Annotated in this window: 19 protein-coding genes and 1 tRNA gene; 8 read left to right on the plus strand and 12 right to left on the minus strand. The window is 69.8% G+C overall.

The window, feature by feature from the left end:
* Positions 1-71 precede the first annotated feature (71 nt).
* Genes AABM41_03690 through AABM41_03700 form a run of 3 tightly spaced genes read right to left on the minus strand, consistent with a single transcriptional unit; the run spans position 72 to position 3,429 of the window.
* Positions 72-743, minus strand: a complete 672-nt coding sequence (locus AABM41_03690; GenBank protein MEK6191412.1) for a peptidylprolyl isomerase — start codon at positions 741-743, stop codon at positions 72-74.
* An 8-nt stretch (positions 744-751) separates the two neighbouring features.
* The gene (locus AABM41_03695; GenBank protein ID MEK6191413.1) at positions 752-2,395 is read right to left on the minus strand and encodes a DUF885 domain-containing protein; all 1,644 of its coding nucleotides are present in this window, start codon (positions 2,393-2,395) and stop codon (positions 752-754) included.
* Positions 2,395-3,429 carry an alpha/beta fold hydrolase gene (locus AABM41_03700; GenBank protein MEK6191414.1) on the minus strand — a complete coding sequence of 345 codons (1,035 nt, stop codon included), beginning with the start codon at positions 3,427-3,429 and terminating at the stop codon, positions 2,395-2,397. Before AABM41_03700 ends, AABM41_03695 begins: the two co-directional genes overlap by 1 nt.
* A gap of 80 nt (positions 3,430-3,509) precedes the next feature.
* On the opposite strand from AABM41_03700, the gene AABM41_03705 reads away from it, so the two are divergent.
* The 3 genes from AABM41_03705 (at position 3,510) to AABM41_03715 (ending at position 4,628) form a co-directional block, all read left to right on the plus strand.
* The gene (locus tag AABM41_03705; GenBank protein ID MEK6191415.1) at positions 3,510-3,980 is read left to right on the plus strand and encodes a hypothetical protein; all 471 of its coding nucleotides are present in this window, start codon (positions 3,510-3,512) and stop codon (positions 3,978-3,980) included.
* A gap of 11 nt (positions 3,981-3,991) precedes the next feature.
* The gene (locus AABM41_03710) at positions 3,992-4,507 is read left to right on the plus strand and encodes a hypothetical protein (GenBank protein ID MEK6191416.1); all 516 of its coding nucleotides are present in this window, start codon (positions 3,992-3,994) and stop codon (positions 4,505-4,507) included.
* Positions 4,508-4,551: 44 nt separating this feature from the next.
* A tRNA-Asp gene (locus AABM41_03715) sits at positions 4,552-4,628 on the plus strand.
* A 26-nt stretch (positions 4,629-4,654) separates the two neighbouring features.
* On the opposite strand, the gene AABM41_03720 is transcribed toward AABM41_03715, so the two are convergent.
* Entirely contained in the window at positions 4,655-5,434 is a 780-nt protein-coding gene (locus AABM41_03720) for a TIGR00730 family Rossman fold protein (protein MEK6191417.1), read from the minus strand.
* A 165-nt stretch (positions 5,435-5,599) separates the two neighbouring features.
* On the opposite strand from AABM41_03720, the gene AABM41_03725 reads away from it, so the two are divergent.
* The 3 genes from AABM41_03725 to AABM41_03735 are packed head-to-tail and all read left to right on the plus strand — an operon-like array spanning position 5,600 to position 7,870.
* A complete protein-coding gene (locus tag AABM41_03725; GenBank protein ID MEK6191418.1) occupies positions 5,600-6,238 on the plus strand; it encodes a hypothetical protein in 639 nt (212 codons plus the stop codon).
* A gap of 10 nt (positions 6,239-6,248) precedes the next feature.
* Complete coding sequence (locus AABM41_03730) at positions 6,249-6,692, plus strand: VOC family protein (protein ID MEK6191419.1); 444 nt, start codon at positions 6,249-6,251, stop codon at positions 6,690-6,692.
* On the plus strand, positions 6,689-7,870 hold the full coding sequence (locus AABM41_03735; GenBank protein MEK6191420.1) for a hypothetical protein: 1,182 nt from the start codon (positions 6,689-6,691) through the stop codon (positions 7,868-7,870). Before AABM41_03730 ends, AABM41_03735 begins: the two co-directional genes overlap by 4 nt.
* A gap of 13 nt (positions 7,871-7,883) precedes the next feature.
* Here the strand turns inward: AABM41_03735 and AABM41_03740 are convergent, their stop codons facing one another.
* Positions 7,884-8,018, minus strand: a complete 135-nt coding sequence (locus AABM41_03740) for a hypothetical protein (GenBank protein MEK6191421.1) — start codon at positions 8,016-8,018, stop codon at positions 7,884-7,886.
* Positions 8,019-8,022: 4 nt separating this feature from the next.
* Positions 8,023-8,478 (minus strand): hypothetical protein, encoded by a 456-nt coding sequence (locus AABM41_03745; protein ID MEK6191422.1) that lies wholly within the window; start codon positions 8,476-8,478, stop codon positions 8,023-8,025.
* A gap of 46 nt (positions 8,479-8,524) precedes the next feature.
* Here AABM41_03745 and fabI point away from each other — a divergent pair, with 46 nt between their 5' ends.
* Positions 8,525-9,340, plus strand: a complete 816-nt coding sequence (gene fabI, locus AABM41_03750) for an enoyl-ACP reductase FabI (GenBank protein ID MEK6191423.1) — start codon at positions 8,525-8,527, stop codon at positions 9,338-9,340.
* A 3-nt stretch (positions 9,341-9,343) separates the two neighbouring features.
* Here fabI and fabF read toward each other — a convergent pair whose 3' ends face one another.
* Complete coding sequence (gene fabF, locus AABM41_03755) at positions 9,344-10,600, minus strand: beta-ketoacyl-ACP synthase II (protein MEK6191424.1); 1,257 nt, start codon at positions 10,598-10,600, stop codon at positions 9,344-9,346.
* Between the two features lie 28 nt (positions 10,601-10,628).
* Here fabF and AABM41_03760 point away from each other — a divergent pair, with 28 nt between their 5' ends.
* On the plus strand, positions 10,629-11,663 hold the full coding sequence (locus AABM41_03760; GenBank protein MEK6191425.1) for a zinc-binding dehydrogenase: 1,035 nt from the start codon (positions 10,629-10,631) through the stop codon (positions 11,661-11,663).
* Between the two features lie 19 nt (positions 11,664-11,682).
* Here AABM41_03760 and AABM41_03765 read toward each other — a convergent pair whose 3' ends face one another.
* From AABM41_03765 to AABM41_03785, 5 genes are all read right to left on the minus strand, one after another.
* Complete coding sequence (locus tag AABM41_03765; GenBank protein ID MEK6191426.1) at positions 11,683-12,039, minus strand: cupin domain-containing protein; 357 nt, start codon at positions 12,037-12,039, stop codon at positions 11,683-11,685.
* Between the two features lie 13 nt (positions 12,040-12,052).
* Positions 12,053-12,535, minus strand: a complete 483-nt coding sequence (locus AABM41_03770; protein MEK6191427.1) for a histidine phosphatase family protein — start codon at positions 12,533-12,535, stop codon at positions 12,053-12,055.
* A gap of 25 nt (positions 12,536-12,560) precedes the next feature.
* The gene (locus AABM41_03775; GenBank protein MEK6191428.1) at positions 12,561-13,778 is read right to left on the minus strand and encodes a homogentisate 1,2-dioxygenase; all 1,218 of its coding nucleotides are present in this window, start codon (positions 13,776-13,778) and stop codon (positions 12,561-12,563) included.
* A gap of 84 nt (positions 13,779-13,862) precedes the next feature.
* The gene (locus AABM41_03780; GenBank protein MEK6191429.1) at positions 13,863-14,717 is read right to left on the minus strand and encodes a S8 family serine peptidase; all 855 of its coding nucleotides are present in this window, start codon (positions 14,715-14,717) and stop codon (positions 13,863-13,865) included.
* 7 nt (positions 14,718-14,724) lie between these two features.
* Positions 14,725-15,516: a GAF domain-containing protein gene (locus tag AABM41_03785; GenBank protein MEK6191430.1), complete on the minus strand. Its 792-nt coding sequence runs from the start codon at positions 15,514-15,516 to the stop codon at positions 14,725-14,727.
* Positions 15,517-15,710 lie beyond the last annotated feature (194 nt).

A 15,710-nucleotide genomic window follows, 5' to 3' on the forward strand; every position in this document is an offset into this window, starting at 1 on the left:
GGTCAGGGTCAATGCTCTGGAATGAAGAATCCTTTACTTTTCGGAGCGGTATTTCCGTACCTGGGGCAGCTTCAATCGGGCGTACTTTCGGGCGCGCCTACGAGGACCCGATTGATCACGACGGGGTCCACGGGCACTCCGATGAGGGAGTCGTTGACCGCCACCCCACCGATCGCGTCCACGACCTCCATTCCGGACGAAACCGCCCCGAAGATGGTGTATTGGCGCGGCAGCTGGGCGTCCAGATCAGTCAGACAGATGAAGAACTGGCTCCCGTTGGTGTTGGCCATGCCGGCATTGGCCATGGCCACCACGTAGGGGTCGTAGTTCCGTCCTTCGGGCGGCAGCTCGATGGCGAAGCCGTATCCGGGTCCGCCGGTGCCCAGGCCTTCGAAGTCGCCCTGGTTATCTCGCGTGTTCGGGTCGCCGGCCTGGGCCACGAAACCGGCCAGGACGCGATGGAAGGTCACGCTCTCGTAGAACCCACAGCGGGCCAGGGCCACGAAATTGGCGGTCGCGATCGGCGCGACGTCGCCATACAGGTCGACCGTGAAGCTGCCCAGGGTGGTTTCGAAGCTCGCGGTGCCCGCGGTGTCGGCCAGGATGTCGGCAGTTTCGGTTGCGGTCGGCGCGGCCGTCGGGCATTCGGTCGGCTCCACACCGGGGATCACGCCCTGGCAGGCTACCGCGAACCCGAGGAATGCCGCCGAGCCGGCTCGAATCCCGCGCCGGACGGCGCGCATCGGTCGCATCAAAGGTCGAACAGGCGCCGCGCGTAGGAGACGGGCATCGTGCCGCCGTAGAGGAGCGTGTCGTGGAAGCCCTTGAGGCTGAAATCGGGGCCCTGCCGCCGTTCGACGTCGCGGCGCAGGGTTTCGATCATGTGCCGCCCGTAGAGGTACGACAGCTGGTAGGTGGGGGTGCTCGTGTAGCGCTTGACCTCGGCCAGGGCGGCGGGGTGCTCGAATCCGGTTTCGGCCACCAGCCGCTCGACCGCCTCCTCGAAGCCAATCTCGCCGCGGTGGAGCCGGACGTCGAGGACGATCCGGGTGGCGCGCCAGATGACGTCCGTGAGCTGGATGTACCGATGGGTGGGCGTGTCGTCGAATCCGGCCTCCTTCATCATCCGCTCGGTGTAGAAGGCCCATCCCTCGGCGAACTCGGGCGAGCCGGAGAAGAGGCGCACCAGGCTGGGATTGGTGATGGCCGCCGACAGCTGCTGGTGATGACCCGGGTAGGCCTCGTGGACCGACGTGTTGGAGATGGAGGCGTAGTTGTGCTCGCGCATCATCTCCGGTGTCTCGGGCGGAGTGACGATGTAGGTGCCCTGTGGAATGGGGTCGAAGCGAGCCGGTTCGAAGTAGGCGGCAAACGGCACCAGGTGCCGGATGAAGCTCGGCGTCTCGATCACGACCAGGGTGTCGTTGGGGGGCAGCGTGGCGAGGTCGTGCTCGACCACGAAGGCGCGGGCCCGATCCATGGCCCCCCGGTACTCGCCCAGCGCTTCGACGAAGTTGGCGGGGTAGTCGCCCTTGACCCGGTCGGCGACCTGGGCCGGGGTCAGGCCGGGGTCGATCTCCGCGCACACCGCGTCGCGCTGGGCGTGGGACTCGGCGAGCATTCGCTCGCCCACGTCCAGGATCTCGTCGCCGGTGGCCTCCAGCGCGCGGAGGCGGACCATCTCCGCGAACAGCTCGGGGCCGGTGACCCATTCGGCGGTCGCCCGGGGCATGACGTCGTCGCGGAGCCAGGCCTGGTGTGCGTCGAGGGCTGAGACCGCCGATGCGATGGCTTGCTCCAGGCGGCTGACGACGGCCGTCGGGGCGTTCTGGGTGCGTGCCGCGTCCAGGATGGTGTCCAGGAACGAGGGCAGGCTTTCCCCGGATTGGATGTCGATTTCTGTCCAAAGCTGCACCGGCCGCTCCACCCGCTCGTGGGTCTCGGCCAGGAAGCGGGGAGCCGCCTCCAGGCGGGCGGCGATGCTCTCCAGGCGTTCGGCCAGCGGCGCAAAGTCGCGGGTGAAGAGAGGGAAGAGGGCGCCGCCGATTGCCTCGGCGGCATCGGATCGCCCCTGCCAAGAGCGCCGCTCCGTCAGCTCGAACAGGTTCAATCGCGCCTCGTGGAGGACGAGGTCGCGGTCCAGTGCGCGGTTCGGAGACAGCGTGGCCGGGTCGAAGGTCTCCATGGCCGCCATCGCCGCGTTCGTGAAGGCGACGTCCTGCTCGATCCCGTCCCGCCCGCCGGGCGAGAGGCGGTGGTCGTGCTCGTGGATCCCGAGGTAGGTCGCCCACTCAGGCTGAAGCTCCAGGCGCTGGCGGAACCAGCGCTCGATCGCATCGTCGAACCGGGTGTCGTCGACGCTCAGGATGGCGTCAGGTTGGGCGATGGTCGTCATCAGGGGCCAAGCGTGCGGGCCAGGAAGCCTAGCACCCAGGTGCGGTAGTCATCCGGGCACACCTCGAGCAGCCGGGTGTGCCCGGCACCGGCGCAGATGTGAACCTCCGCCTGAACGCCGGCCTCCGCGGCGGCCGCGGCGAGCTGATCGGCGCTGGTGGGGTCGATGGCCAGGTCGGCATCGCCCTGGAGGATGAGGACCGGGACGCTCCCGACGTCGTCGATGGTGAAGATCGGGTCGGCGGCGGTCACGTCGACACCGGTCCGGAACAGCGCGCCCAGGACGATCGCCCACGAGGCGGGGAGGGCAAGGGGGAAGTTCCCGTTCTCGACGCGGCGCTGGGCCGAGCTGGCCACGCCCAGCGGGGAAGAGTCCAGGACCAATGCCTGCACCGGCAGGCCCAACGCGACGGCGTGTGTCGCCGTAATCGCGCCCATGCTGCCCCCCAGGACGGCGATGTTGGACGGCGCATACGTGGCGCGGACCCAATCCACGACCGCGTCAAGATCCATCCGTTCGCGGACCCCGACCGTGGTCTCGGTCCCGAAGCTCTGCCCATGGTTGCGCTGGTCGAACAGGACCAGGTTGTAGTCGGCGTGGAGCACCTCGGCCCACGGGAGCATGGCGTTCTTGTTCGAGCCGTGGCCGTGAACCAGAACCACGGTTGGGCCCTCCGGGCCAATGGGCGCCGCCGCGGGGATGTACCACCCGGCCAGGCGTGTCCCGTCGGCAGCCATCAGGTCGGTGCCCGCTGCATCGCCGACCGACGCGCAGTCGAGCGGATCGGCCTCCGCGGCCAGGCCCGCGTCCGAGGCCTGGTCGTAATTGATGGCCTGGTACTCCCATCCCAGGGCTGACGGAAGGCGGCAGATCCGGCTGCGATCGGGATGGACGAGCTGATCCGATCCCTCGAAGCCGGCGTAGCCTAGGTAGGCCAACAGCCCGATCAGGATCGCCACCAGGAGGAACGTGGCCCAGCCCACCAGGCGTGCCCGGCGCGCTTCGCGAGGGTCGACTGGCATCTCGAAGGCCATTCCGAGGCCGAGTATAGGCGGGCTGGCCGCGGGGTCGGTGGTCGCCTACAATGCGCGCCGCCCCCCGGAGGACCGCTCCCATGACGACCGGCGCCGGCCGTGATTCGACAGGTCGACCCCACTCCCTGGCTCCTGCTCACCTGGGTGAGGCGCGTGCCGGCGCCGCCCTGGCTGTGGCGGTGCTGGGAGTTGCCGTGTTCATCGCGGGGGTCGGGATCGTGGTCTCCGGGTTGACCGCATCGACGGGCTACGACCCCGCCAACCTACCCCCCAACGCCAACGCGTTGGGAACGGGCCAGGTCACCGGCGGCTTCGCCCTGTTCGTTCTGGGGGTGGCGCTGGCTGGCGGCGGGCTCGGCATGCTGGCCGGAAGCCAGCGAGCTCGCATCCCGACCGCGATCCTGGCCTTGGCGGCCGCCCTGGCCGCGGTGGCGGGGGCGGTCTGGATCATCGTCCGTGGCCCTTCCGACCTCATCCTGGCCCTGTCACTGCTTGGCGCGGGCCTTGGGCTGGGCGGCTCCGGGCTGCTGTTGCTGCGCCGCCCCCGCTGACGGCCGGGGCGGTGGATCCCCTGCCGCGCCGCCTGCTGCTGGCTTCCCGTCTCCTGCTCCTCCTGTCAGGGCCGCTCCTCGCCGCTGGCGTGGTATGTGCCGTCGCCGGCGTCGTTGCGGCTGAGGACATCGCAGAGCGCTTGCTGGCCAGTCTCCTGGCTGAGATCGATGCCGAGACACTGGCCGGACTGCCAGCCGACTTCCTGACCCCAGCCACCGTCCAGCGCGCCGCGTTCGCTCTGGCCGCCGGCTTCGTGTTCCTCGGCCTGGGGCAGCTGGCCACTGCGGCCGGGCTCCGCCGTGGGGCGCGATGGTCGTACGCGGCCGCCGTGATGGGGGGCCTGTTCGTGGCCTTCACTACCGGCGCCACCGCCGTCTTCATGATCGCGGCGCGATCGGCGCAACCCCAGGCCGCGACGCTGCTGACGGTTGGCGCCATCGGGCTGAGCGGGGTCGCCGCCCTGTACGCGGCGATCGCGGTTTTGGCCGCCGCTGGGCGCCGCGAACTCGAGGTCTCCAGCGGTTGAGGGATGCCCGAAGGGGGCTTGGTATACTCCGCCCCCGCCGCTGCGGGCCCGTGGTGTAGCGGCCCAACATGCCAGCCTGTCACGCTGGAGATCGCCGGTTCGAATCCGGTCGGGCCCGCCATTCAGCGTCGCGCGCCGTCTCCGGCATCAGGGGCCGCGGATCAGATCTCCGATGTGCCGCTCGGGCATGTTCTTGCGAGCCTGATGTCGGTCCACGATCACCCGCACCACCTCGTCCAGGTCGTCGGTGATCGTGGCCAGATCGAGGTCCTCGGGGCTGATCTTGCCTTGTTTCTGAACCGTGCCGACCAGCCAGCGCATGAGCCCGCTCCAGTACTCGCGTCCCACCAGCACCACCGGGAAGTCCTCGATCTTCCCGGTCTGGATGAGGGTCAGCGCCTCGAACAGCTCATCCATCGTGCCCAGGCCACCGGGGAAGATGACAAACGCCTCCGCGTACTTGACGAACATCGTCTTGCGCACGAAGAAGTAGCGGAACTCGATGCCCAGGTCGACGTAGGGGTTGATGTCCTGCTCGAACGGCAGCTCGATGTTGCAGCCGATGGACAGGCCCCCCGCCTCCTGGGCGCCCCGATTGGCGGCTTCCATGATTCCCGGGCCGCCGCCGGTGATGACCGCGAAGCCCTCCTTGACCAGGCGGGCGGCCAGCCGTCGCGCGAGGCGATAATGCATATCGGTGCGTTTCACCCGCGCCGACCCGAAGATGCTGACTGCCGGGCCTACCCCAGCCAGGGCGTCGAAGCCTTCGACGAACTCGCCCAGGATGCGGAGTGTGCGCCACGTGTCGGTGCCCTGAAAGTCGGTGCGGGCGTCGCGCTGGAGGAGCTCCTGGTCCTCGGTCGGGCGCCGCACGGGTCCCCGCATGACCAGCGCACCGCTGCGTCTCGGATGGTCCTGCTTCGCCATTCGTCACCTCGCTGGCGGGCCGTTCGTCCTGGCTGGAAGCCCGGCAAAAGCGCCACTGATCATGGTACGGTGCCGCTCGACGTCGTAGTCGCGCGGCGCCCCCCGGGTGCCCCGATGTGACCGGCAGCGGCGAGCCGGTTCCCATCACTGTGCCCGAGGATCAATTTGCCGGACCTTCTACGGCGCGGAGCCGTCCACGTCATCGTTGTTGCGCTCATCGCCGCTGCGCTGGCCCCCCAGGCGTTAGCCGCCACCGCACCGGACCACGTCACACAGCAGCTGCTGGCTGCCGTCGAGGCGTCGCCGGCGTCCCTGGTCGCGGTCCGCGGATCCACCTCGCAGCGGACGCTCGCGGCCTTCGCTCCGGCCTCGGATGGCGTGCCGCTCGGCGCGGAGCAGTTTCATCCGAATGGCGTGGCGGCCCCCCCCAGCGTGACCATGTCGCCGACCCTCATCAGCGCACCCGTCATCAGCGCACCCGCTCAGTGGGTCAGCCAGCCGGGCGGGGCGGCCACCATCAGCGGCAAGGCGAGCTGGTACTGCTGCACGCGCGGCTGGGATGACGCCGCCGTGGTGGCCCTTCCCATCGCGCTCGGCGGCCACTGGACAACGCCTCCGGCGATCTTTTCGGTTGTGGTATGCGCCGACCGGTGCGCGCTGCTACCGGTCGGTGACGCCTGCGCCTGCTATTGGGGCGAGGTCGGCCAGAAGGTGGTCGACCTGTCGCCGGCCGCGTGGGCGGCGATCACAGACAAGGATCGCTGGGTCTACGGGGTCGTGAACGTCACCGTCTATCTCGACTAGCATCCCTCCCGTGCTGCAGCCCATGGGGGTCGGTCACGTCGTGCTCAAGGTCCGCGACCTCGATCGGTCGCTGGCGTTCTACCGTGACCTGCTCGGATTCCAGGTGTCGGGCGAGATGAGCAACGTCATGGTCTTCCTGACCGCCACCGGCGAGAACCACCACGACCTGGGGCTGGTGCGGGTCGGCGACCAGGCCCCTTCCCCGGTCCCCACGGCGGTGGGCCTGTACCACGTCGCCATCCGGCTGGCCGACCTGGAGGCGGTCAAGAAGGCCCACCAGCTGCTGACTGAGCGCGGCCTGCTGCGCGGAGCGTCCGACCACGGGGTGAGCAAGAGCCTGTACACCGTCGACCCCGACGGGAACGAGATCGAGCTGTACTGCGATGCCCCGCGGGACGAATGGGAGGGGCGCGTCGCCGAGGTCATGACGGTCAAGCCTCTGCGCCTGGATTGAGCCAGGCCGAGACGCCCGCGCCCCGACGCGGGCGCCGCTGGCGATGGCTCGGGGTGGGACTGGTGGTGGCCCTGGTGGTGTTGATTGCCTGGCGGCCGTCGCGGGTCACGCTCCAGACCCTGGCTCTCATCCCCTCGCTGGTCGAGCTGGGGCCCCAGCCCTTGGCCCTGGCGCCCGAGCCGAGCCACCACCTGGTGACCTACCGCGCCCCGGACGGCACGGTGCTTCCCGCCGACCTGTGGCTGCCCTCCACCGCCTCAGCCGAACACCCGGTCGGGGCGATCATCTTCGTGTCGGGGATCAACGAACAGGGGCGGGCCCACCCCGCCCTGGCGCGCATCGCGGAGGCCCTCGCTCGCGCCGGCGCCGCGGTGTACATCCCCGAGCTGCCCATCTTCTTCGACGTGCGCGTGGAGGCCGGCGAGGTGGGCCGCATCGTGACCGCCTTCCAGGCCCTCGCTCGGCGGCCCGAGGTCGATCCGGAACGGATCGGGATCATGGGCATCTCGGTGGGGGGCAGCCTGTCGCTGATCGCGGCGGCGGATCCGCGCATCGCCGACCAGCTCGACTGGGTTGGCGCGTTCGGCGCCTACGCCGATGCCGGAGAGATCATGGTCAGCGTGATCAGCCACCAGTATCGGCTGGACGGCGAGCTGATCGACTGGGAGCCGACGCTCCTGGTGCGGCAAGTCGTGTTCGGGCTGGTCACCGAGCGGGTGACAGATGGACGGGACCATGGCTACCTGTACGGCGCCTACGACGAGCTGAACAACCAGGGCGTCCATCCGCTGCCCGACGCGGACCTGCCGCTCCGCACCGCGGATGGCCTCGCGGCGGAGGCGATCCTCCTGGCCGACACGCTGCCCGAGGCGGAGTCCGCCCTGGCGGCGGCGCCGCCCGAGGTGCGAACGCTTCTCGACGGCATCAGCCCGCTGGGGTACGTGCGCGCGATCCGGGCCCGCGTGTACCTCATGCATGACACCGGCGACCAGCACATCCCGTACTCGAATTCCCGAGAGCTGGCGGCGGCGATGGAGGCTGCCGGCGTCGACGTCCGGCTCGGCGAGTTCCGGCTGTTCAACCACGTCCAACCAGACACCAGAGACCTCGTGTCCGCCGCGCCCGAGCTGTGGAAGCTGTTCTGGTACCTGCGCGACATCGCCGAGGAAACGCTCTGAGGGTGGCGTTCGGCTATCGGATCGAGCTGAGGACCCCGAAACCCACGACCAGGATCAGGCCGATCAGGACCACGGCAATGGCGTAGGTCCGGTTCGTCCGTTTGGGCAACGGCTGGTAGGGCCGGCCGCGCCCGCGGCGTCGCGTCATGGAGTCACCACTCCCGGCGGAACAGGAATGGGGTGGTGAGCGCCTCACGGCTGCCGACCGATCGGAGCTGCTTGCGGACCCGCTTCAGGAGGCGTCCGTGGTACGTGCCATCCCCGTACGGCTCGTGGAGGCGGGCGACGTCCCATTCGCGGATCCCGGCCACGGCGGACGGTGGCAGGTATCGGTCCAGGATCGGGCGGGCCTCGTCGATGGCGACGAACGTCCGGGCCCGCGACCCGTTGTCGAGCACGATCAGCAGGTCCCCGAAGCTGGCGTCCACGTCGACGACCAGGGTGGTCAGACGCTCCATGGAGCCGGGCATGCGCTCGGGCTTGAACAGGCTGGTCAGGAGGGTCTTGCGCTCGGGGGTCGGCAGCTCGGCCAAGGCGTCACGCAGGTTCGGGATCCCCGCCGCCGGGTCCGCCACTGGGACCGTGTAGTCGAACAGCCGCACCATCATCGGTCGGGTCAGGGTAGCCGTTCCGGCGGCCGGTACAATCGGCCCCATGCTGCTGGCCGGCAAGAAGATCCTGGTGACCGGCGTGCTGACCGATGACTCGATTGCGTTCTCGTGTGCGCGGGTAGCCCAGGAGGCGGGGGCCGAGATCGTGCTGACCGGGGTGGGGCGGGCGATGAGCCTGACCCAGCGGATCGCGCGCCGGCTTGACCCCGTGCCTGACGTGCTGGAGATGGACGTCAACGACGACGCCCACATCGCGGCCGTGGCGGCCGACCTGGAGCGGCGCTGGGGGCGGCTCGATGGGCTCCTGCACGCAATTGGGTTCGCGCCCCAGGACGCCATGGGGGGAGGGTTCCTGGACACGCCGTGGGAGAGCGCCGCAGTCACGTTCCGGACCAGCGCATTCTCGTTGAAGGCCCTGACCGCCGGGATGCTGCCGCTGCTGAAGGTCTCCGGGGCGTCCGGTGGCGCGTCGGTCGTGAGCCTGGACTTCGACGGCCGCTTTGCGTGGCCGATCTACGACTGGATGGGAGTGGCCAAAGCCGCCCTGGAATCGATCACCCGCTACCTGGCGCGCGACCTGGGCCAGTACCAGATCCGGGTCAACACGGTGTCCGCGGGCCCCATCCGCTCGATGGCCGGCAAGAACATCCCCGGTTTTGACCTTATCGCCGGGCGCTGGGGGGACCGCGCCCCGTTGGGCTGGGACGTGAACGACTCGATGCCGGTCGGGCGCATGGTCTGCTTCCTGCTCAGCGACTGGGCGCCGCTGACTACCGGGGAGCTGATTCACGTGGACGGCGGGTTCCACGCCCTGGGCATCGGGGCCGGAGAGAGCTCGACCCAGGAACCAGCCGGCTAGGGCTCAGGGGTAGGCGCGCAGGATGATGGTGGCGTTGTGCCCGCCGAAACCAAATGAGTTCGACATCGCGGTCCGGACCGCGACCCTGCGCGCCTGGTTCGGGACGTAGTCGAGGTCACAGTCAGGATCGAGGTTCTCGTAGTTGATGGTGGGGGGAATGACCCCCTCCCGGATGGCCTGCACGCAGACGACCGCCTCGACCACCCCAGCCGCCCCCAGCATGTGCCCGGTCATGGACTTGGTGGAGCTGACCGGCACCCGATAGGCGTAGTCGCCCATGGCCAGCTTGATGGCCCTCGTCTCGCTGCGGTCGTTGAGCGGTGTGCTGGTGCCGTGGGCGTTGATGTAGTCGATGTCCTCCGGCGCGAGGCCTGCCTTGACCATGGCGCGCGACATCGAGCGTGCGGCTCCCCGGCCTTCCGGCTCCGGGGCGCTGACGTGGAACGCATCGGCCGCGTTGCCGTACCCGATCACTTCGGCCAGTGGGGTCGCCCCTCGCTCCAGCGCGAAGTCAAGACGCTCCAGCACCAGGCCTCCTGCGCCCTCGCCGACCACGAACCCGTCGCGGTCCCGCTCGAACGGCCGTGAGGCGTGGGCCGGGTCGTCATTGCGGGTGGACAGCGAGCCGGTGCGGTGGAACGCGGCCAGGGCCAGCGGGGTGACCGGCGCCTCGGTGCCGCCCACTACCATGGCCACCGCGTCGCCGCGCTTGATGATCTCGGCCGCCTCCCCGACCGCGTTGGTGCCGGTGGCACAGGCCGAGACGACGCAGAAATTCACCCCGCGCAGCCCGAACTGGATGGCCACCTGCCCAGACGCCATGTCGGGCAGCATGTTGACGGCGGTCATGGGGGTGACCCGATCGGGCCCGTCCTCACGCATTACGCGGGCGGCTTCGTCCAGGCTGGTCAGCCCGCCAATCCCGGTCCCGATCAGGACTCCAACCTCGTCGGCCAGGTCACCCTCCGGGCGAAGCCCCGCCTGGGCCAGGGCCTGGGTGGAGGTGGCCATCGCGAACTGGATGACGCGGTCGGCGCGCCGCGCGTCCTTGGGGTCCATCCAGGCGGTGGGGTCGAAGTCGACCACCTCGGCCGCGAAGCGGGTGCGGAAGCGGGACGTGTCGAATCGGTCGATGGGATGGGCGACCGAGGTCCCAGCCAGCAGGTTACGCCACAGGGTGGCCACGTCATTGCCGAGCGGGGTGATGGCACCCATCCCGGTGATGACGATCCGCGGTGCACTGGACGGCTCGACTGGCATACTCGGGCCCGATTATGGAGCGAGACCAATGAAAGCAGTCATCTTCCGCCGCCGCGGTGGTCCTGAGGTCCTGTCCTACGAGGACGCGCCCGATCCGGTCCCCGGGCCGGACGAGGTCCTGGTGCGGGTCGGCGCCTGCGGGCTCAACCATCTCGACCTCCACGCCCGCGAGGGGAGCCACGGCATGCGCGCCCCCCTGCCGCACATCGGCGGGCTGGAGCCGGCCGGGGAGATCGTCGCCCTCGGGTCGGCGGTCAGCGACTGGTCGGTCGGGGAGCGCGTCATCGTGCTGGCCTTCACCGCGGACGGGACGTGCTCGTATTGCCGCGATGGCCGCGAAAACCTGTGCGAGAACCGCCAGATCATCGGCCTCAGTCGCGACGGCGGGTTCGCCGAATACCTGACCGCGCCGGCCAGCTGCCTGGTGCGGACGCCAGACCGGATCACGGACGCCCAGGCCGCGGCCCTGCCCGCCGCGTTCGGCACCGCGTGGCACATGCTCGTCAGCCGCGCCCAGGTCCAGTCAGGCGAATGGGTGCTGGTCCTGGCCGCCGGCTCGGGAATCGGGAGCGCGGCGATCCAGATCGCCCGCGAGCTGGGCTGCACGGTGATCGCCACCGCCGGCTCAGCGGATAAGCTGGCCAAGGCCCGCGAGCTGGGTGCTGACCACGTCATCAACCACGCGGAGAAACCCCGCTTCGAGCTGGAGGTGATGCGCATCACCGACGGTCGCGGGGTGGATGTCGTGTTCGAGCACATCGGTCCGGCTACCTGGCGCCACAGCCTTGCCAGCCTCCGAACCGGGGGCCGGGTTGTGACCTGCGGCGGGCTGACGGGGCGGATGGCCGAAACGGACCTGTGGAACCTGTTCTGGCGCCAGTTCACGATCCTGGGTTCCATGGGCGCAACACGGTCCGACATGGCGGGCGTGCTGGACCTCATCGAGGCAGGTCGGGTGGAAGCGGTCATCGACCGCACGTTCCCGCTGGCCGAAACACGGGCCGCCCAGGAGCATCTGGATGCGCGGCGCGCCTTCGGCAAGGTGGTGGTCGTCCCGGGCTAGGCCCCAAGCCCGATATGGGTCAGGCGGTGCCGTAGGCCTCCGCGCCGAGGAAATGAAGCGAGACGTACGGCTCGTCTCCGAGCACCCAGCTGTCGTGCCCGGGTCCAATTTCGAAAATGTCGCCCGGCCGCAGGTCGACAAAGGTGCCATCCGCCATCTCAACTCGGTTGCGGCCGGACAGCACCATCCCCAGGTGTGGGGTGGGGCACAGGCTTTGACCGATCGCCTTGCCAACATGCTCCGACCATCGCCACCCGGGCTCGTATTCGGCGCGACCGACGGTCATTCCCGCGGCGCGGATCAGGTCGAACCGGCCAAGGTCAAAGGTGCGTGCCTCGTCCGCGTCCTCGAAGCGATAGATCCGGATGCCGTTCATGCTGCTCCTCAGCTCATTCCGCGTACAGGTCTGGATCCAGCAGCCAGGCAAGCTCCCCGGCCCCCGGCTCCGGTATGCCCGGGAACTCGACGCATGCGATGCCACCTGTGCGCAGGCGGACGGCCCGCGCGCCGGTGAGCAGCGCAACCGCCGCCGAGAGGTCGGGTTCGTGGCCCACGAACATCACGCGCCGCGCGTCGCGGTCGGCGGTCATGGCGCGGGCCATGTGCGCCCACTCGGCGCCCGGCCGCAGCCGGTCGTCGGCCAACGGCCGTCTGGCCAGGCGGACGCCTTCGACGAGGAGCTCCGCGGTCTGGAGCGCGCGCGGCAACGGTGAGCAGATGACCAGATCCGGGCGCAGGTTCAGGCGGCGCCAGAGCGGGGCAGCGGCGCGCAGCTCGGCCACGCCGGCATCGGTCAGCTCGCGGGCGTCATCGGTCGGATCGCCGGCTCGGTACTCGCCGGCCTTGCCATGGCGCAGGAAGTACAGGATCACGGCGCAGAGCTGGTGGGCGGCACGCTCAATCCGGGAACGCCTCGGGGCCGCGGTCCGCCAGCTCGCGGGCTTCGGCCTCGGCATCTTTGGGCGGCAGCCAGCTGAATGGGTATGCGGGGTCCTCCAGCTCACCAGCCTGGCGGGTGAGGTGGAGCGGGTGGAACGTGTCGATCATGACTGCCAGCTCCTCGGTCGCCTCCTTGCCGATGGACGCCTCCACGGTCCCCGGGTGCGGCCCGTGAGGGATGCCCGCCGGGTGGACGGTGAACGAGCTGATGTCCACCCCCCGACGGCTCATGAAGTTGCCGGCCACGTAGTAGATGACCTCGTCGGAGTTGATATTCGAGTGGTTGTAGGGAGCCGGGATGGCGAGGGGGTGGTAATCGAACTTGCGCGGGACGAAGGAGCACACGACGAAGTTCCGGGCCTGGAAGGTCTGGTGCACCGGCGGCGGCTGGTGGATGCGCCCGGTGATCGGCTCGAAGTCCTCGATGTTGAAGGCATACGGGTACAGGAACCCGTCCCAGCCGACCAGGTCGAACGGGTGATGGGTGAAGTGGTAGGCGGTGACCCGGCCCCGGGTCTTGACCTCGACAACGAACTCACCGCTCTCGGTGTTGGCGTCCATCTCGGCCGGGGGCCGGATATCCCGCTCCGCGTACGGAGAGTGCTCGAGGAGCTGCCCGTACTCGTTCCGATAGCGGCGCGGCGGCTCGAGGTTGGTCGGGCACTCGAGCCACAGCATGCGCTGGGCCTCGCCCTGGGCGGGGACGACGCGGTAGGTGGTGCCGATGGGGATGACGAGGTAGTCGCCGGGCCGGTAGTCGATCGGGCCGAAGATGGTCTCCAAGGTGCCGCGCCCCTCGTGCACGAACAGCATCTCGTCCGCCTCCCCGTTGCGGTAGAAGCGGGTCATCGCCTCGGCGGGACGCACCACCCCGAAGGCGACGTCGGCGTTGAAGAACAGCGGGAGCCGACCCGAGACCGCGTCCCCGCTGGGCTCGACGCCCTTCGTGTTCACCAGGTAGTGCCGATGGGGCGCGTCCGCCCACGCCTCCAGGACGACGTCACGCACCTTCTCGATCCGGTGGGTGCGCGTTGGCGGGGTGTGGTGGTACAGCAGCGACGCCCGCCCGGTGAAGCCCTCGACCCCGAACAGCTCCTCGGCGTAAAGCGTGCCGTCCGGCTTGCGGAACTGGGTGTGGCGCTTGGGCGGCACCTGGCCGCGCTGGACGTAAAACACGGGCCGGGCTCCTGGGTGGCAGGGGTGGGCCCGGACATTCTATCGGTCCGGCCATACGCCTGACCGATACCGCCAGGGCGGTTGCTAGCTCGGCGTCGCCCTTCGTGCGCGGCGAGCGGCCGGGCGAGGGTTGTCGGCTACCGCAGCCAGGATGGCCTTCAGCTCGAACGGCGTCAGCCTGGGGTGCTTGGACACGATGAGGGCGGCCATGGCGGCCACGTGGGGAGCGGCGAAGGAGTTGCCGGTGGCCACCGTCTCGGTCCCCTCCTTCCACGCGATCGGGACGTCCACGCCCCAGGCCCCGAACTCGACCGGCGGCTTCGGGTTGTAGTACAGGCGCCACGGATCGGGCTCGCCATGTGCCGCCACCGACACGACACTGCTGAACAGCGACGGGTACGACGCGACGTTCACGTTGTTGGCGGCGCTGACCAGCATGACGTTCCGGAAATAGGCCTCGTCCGCCAGCTCGTGGAAGACCGGATACAGCGCCTCGCTCTTGGAGGACAGGCTTAGGTTCGCGACCTGCACTCCCTGCTCGATGGCCCACGACAGGCCTTCCACGAACGCGGCCCCCTTGCCCTTCAGATCCTCGTTCAGGACCCGGACCGACACGATCTCGACCTGGGGTGCCAGGCCGACGATGATCCCGGCGCATGCCGTCCCGTGGCCGTACAGGTCAGTGGGCTCATCGGGCACGACCTCTGCGTCACCGTTCTTGTCGATGCGGACCGCCACGCTCTCGACCAGCCGGCCCTCGACCCATGGATGGTCGCCCTCGACGCCGCTGTCGATGATGGCCACCCGGACACCTTTGCCGGTGGCCCCGCCCCAGGCCCACGCCCGGTCGATGCGCCGCAGGCCGGCTCGCCGGGCCAGCCGATCGGCCGCCGCGAAGGGCTCGGCCCAGGCGGGAAGGTCCTCGAGGTCGACGGACACGGTCCGGCTACCGCCGGCGGGACCGTCCGCGGCTGGCGGCGGCGTGCGCTGCGACCGCGGCCAGGATGTCGTTGATCAGGCTCATCTCCGACCCGCCCAGCTGCCGAAGCCGGGCCACCTGGTCCGCCAGGCGCCAGTACGGCGAGTCGTCCTCCAGGTCCAGGTCGGCCGAGGCGGCGCTCACCAGCGCTTCGAGCTGCTCCTCGCTCAGGCCGCCGCCGGCGCGGTCGAACGCGGAGCGCAGGAGCCGCGGCAGCTCGCGCTGAGCGCGGGTGACGGAGATGGCCGTTGCAGCCTGGGCCGCGAAGACCCCCAGCAGCTCCATGTCGCGCAGGTCGAACGTGGGCGAGCCCTTCTTGTCGAGGACCTGCAGCACTCCGTGCGTGCCGTCCTCATCGCTGAGCGGGACCGCGGCGATGGACCGCGGCACGTAGCCCGTCTTCTCGGCCGTCTGGCGGTCGAAGCGCGGATCGGAGGCCACGTCAGACAGGGCCAGCGCCTGCCCGGTCGAGAACACGAAGCCGGCGATTCCCTGGCTGGGTTTCACGCTCTTGCCGACGGCGCCCGCGCCCTGCGGCCCGGCCGCGACCCGGAATTCGAGCCGGTCCGGATCGCGCTCGAAGAGGGCGATGGAAGCCGCCTCGGCGTCGAAGAGGCGGACCGTGGCGTCGACGATCGACTGGAGCAGCCGCTGCTCCCCGTCGGGATGCAGCCGGCCCGCCACTGCGGCACGTTCGGCCCCGGCGCGGACGATGGCCAGGGCTTGGGCGAGCGACTCCGGAGCTGGGTCCCTGGTCATCGACGCATAGCGTAAGGCGGCGGGGAGAGCCCCGCCGCCTTACCTGCTCGGGAAGCTTGAGTTACCGCTTCTTGGCCGGCGACGCCAGAACCTTGGCCCGCTTGCGGGCGTGGCCCTCGGTGTCTTTGTCGTCCGTCGCCCGCTTCTTGGCCGGCGACGCCAGAACCTTGGCCCGCTTGCGGGCGTGGCCCTCG

The organism is Chloroflexota bacterium (genome assembly GCA_038040195.1).
Classification (GTDB): Bacteria; Chloroflexota; Limnocylindria; order QHBO01; family QHBO01; genus DASTEQ01.

What these genes read in the sequence shown, in the direction of transcription:
- AABM41_03785 (MEK6191430.1), bottom strand. Translation starts at nt 15,516, where the DNA reads ATGACCAGGGACCCAGCTCCGGAGTCGCTCGCCCAAGCCCTGGCCATC.
- AABM41_03745 (MEK6191422.1), bottom strand. Translation starts at nt 8,478, where the DNA reads ATGATGGTGCGGCTGTTCGACTACACGGTCCCAGTGGCGGACCCGGCG.
- AABM41_03700 (MEK6191414.1), bottom strand. Translation starts at nt 3,429, where the DNA reads ATGGCCTTCGAGATGCCAGTCGACCCTCGCGAAGCGCGCCGGGCACGC.
- fabI (MEK6191423.1), top strand. Translation starts at nt 8,525, where the DNA reads ATGCTGCTGGCCGGCAAGAAGATCCTGGTGACCGGCGTGCTGACCGAT.
- AABM41_03720 (MEK6191417.1), bottom strand. Translation starts at nt 5,434, where the DNA reads ATGGCGAAGCAGGACCATCCGAGACGCAGCGGTGCGCTGGTCATGCGG.
- AABM41_03705 (MEK6191415.1), top strand. Translation starts at nt 3,510, where the DNA reads ATGACGACCGGCGCCGGCCGTGATTCGACAGGTCGACCCCACTCCCTG.
- fabF (MEK6191424.1), bottom strand. Translation starts at nt 10,600, where the DNA reads ATGCCAGTCGAGCCGTCCAGTGCACCGCGGATCGTCATCACCGGGATG.
- AABM41_03695 (MEK6191413.1), bottom strand. Translation starts at nt 2,395, where the DNA reads ATGACGACCATCGCCCAACCTGACGCCATCCTGAGCGTCGACGACACC.
- AABM41_03690 (MEK6191412.1), bottom strand. Translation starts at nt 743, where the DNA reads ATGCGCGCCGTCCGGCGCGGGATTCGAGCCGGCTCGGCGGCATTCCTC.
- AABM41_03740 (MEK6191421.1), bottom strand. Translation starts at nt 8,018, where the DNA reads ATGACGCGACGCCGCGGGCGCGGCCGGCCCTACCAGCCGTTGCCCAAA.
- AABM41_03765 (MEK6191426.1), bottom strand. Translation starts at nt 12,039, where the DNA reads ATGAACGGCATCCGGATCTATCGCTTCGAGGACGCGGACGAGGCACGC.
- AABM41_03760 (MEK6191425.1), top strand. Translation starts at nt 10,629, where the DNA reads ATGAAAGCAGTCATCTTCCGCCGCCGCGGTGGTCCTGAGGTCCTGTCC.